We start from the raw sequence: 1,481 nt of genomic DNA on the forward strand, positions 1-1,481 counted from the left end.
AAATTGCCCTAAGAGAGGCGGTTTTGGGGGCAAAACGCAAAATCCAGCTCCAACATGATAGTTTTGAGATCAAAATCCCTGCCGGGGTCAGGGAGGGCGAGGTGTTGCGCGCACGGGGGCGGGGACACCAGCAGGGCAGGATGCAAGGCGATGTGCTCTTAAAAGTGCATGTGCTGGAGGATAGCGAATACACCAGAGAGGGAGACGATCTCATTAAATCCTTTGATCTGCCCTTAAAAGTTGCGCTTTTTGGGGGCAAGGTGCAGGTGGAAACTTTGCATAAGGAAGTGAGTTTGAAAATCCCGCCCAATACCAAAAACGCCCAAAAATTCCGCCTCAAAGAATTGGGGGTTAAAAACCGCAAGAGTGGGAACATGGGGGATTTATACCTAAAGGCTAATGTGATCTTGCCCCACACCGATAGCATGAGCGCGCAATTTAAGCAAGTCTTGCAAGAACAATTAAAGGATTAGGCATGGTGGATTATGACGCACCGCTTTATTTGATCAGCGTAGTGGCTAAGATTTTGGGTGTGCATCCCCAGACCCTACGCCAATATGAAAAAGAGGGGCTAGTAGAGCCTAAACGCACCGATGGGAAAATGCGCCTTTATTCGCAAAGAGATGTGGATAAGATCAAGACGATCTTACGCCTAACCCGTGATATGGGCGTGAATTTAGCGGGGGTGGATATTATTTTGCGTTTAAAAGAACGCCTAGATGAGCTTGATAGCCTGAATGAGCAACTCCAAGCCCACATGAAAAAACACGCCCCCACCCCCACAGAGACCAAACAAATCCAAAAAACTTCCTATGAGCTGATTTTATTTAAGAAGTCTTAAAACACAGAGTGGGACTCAAACCCACTCTTTGACTTTATATGCCTTTTAATGCGATGCGGGGCGTGCAAAACCGCGCACTTTCACGCATTCGCTACCCAAAAGCCACCAAAACCAAGGGTAGATTTCTTTGGTTACACTGATGTTAATCAACTCCCCTTGCTTTGCACCAAATCCACTAGCATATGTGTTGGCCTGTTGTTGCACCTGTTGCATCGCCCGCTGCTTGAGTTCTTCGTTATGCGTCTTGCCATAAGGCCAAGTGAAACTGTTGCACGCATACCCAAAAACAGAGGTTGTGTTGCCCGTCAATGGCTGGTTGGGGTTAATGGTGTCTAACCGAGTGGTGCAACCCACAAAGAGGAGACCAGCGACTATCGCCCCCCCCCCCCCCCCCCCCTTTCCACACCAACCCCACCCCCAGACAGAGACCAGAACGCCACTGCCCGACCCCTTCTCTAAAAAAAAAAAAACACAACCACAATCCACAGATCTAACTCCATACCATGATATCAGACATAAGACACAACCAGACACACACTGTGCCACCCACTATAGCGTGAAGCAAACAACAATACAGAATAACTAACCGACAAAACGTCCAGATAGACATGTTCTATATGTCACATGATGTCACACACCA

At 48.0% G+C, this 1,481-nt stretch carries 3 protein-coding genes; 2 read left to right on the top strand and 1 reads right to left on the bottom strand.

Annotation, left to right across the window (positions count from 1 at the left end):
- Together C5684_RS08345 and C5684_RS08350 are read left to right on the top strand one after the other, a co-directional pair.
- Nucleotides 1-473 (top strand): J domain-containing protein (locus tag C5684_RS08345; RefSeq protein ID WP_233708728.1); only part of this gene is annotated, 473 nt, incomplete at its 5' end.
- A gap of 2 nt (nucleotides 474-475) precedes the next feature.
- Nucleotides 476-841, top strand: coding sequence for a heat shock protein transcriptional repressor HspR (locus C5684_RS08350; RefSeq protein WP_006017811.1), 366 nt, complete (start codon nucleotides 476-478; stop codon nucleotides 839-841).
- A gap of 45 nt (nucleotides 842-886) precedes the next feature.
- On the opposite strand, the gene C5684_RS08355 is transcribed toward C5684_RS08350, so the two are convergent.
- Nucleotides 887-1,195 (bottom strand): hypothetical protein, encoded by a 309-nt coding sequence (locus C5684_RS08355; RefSeq protein ID WP_034582453.1) that lies wholly within the window; start codon nucleotides 1,193-1,195, stop codon nucleotides 887-889.
- Nucleotides 1,196-1,481: the final 286 nt, after the last annotated feature.

The sequence above is a fragment of the Helicobacter bizzozeronii genome (genome assembly GCF_900196775.1).
GTDB classification, from domain to species: Bacteria; Campylobacterota; Campylobacteria; order Campylobacterales; family Helicobacteraceae; genus Helicobacter; species Helicobacter bizzozeronii.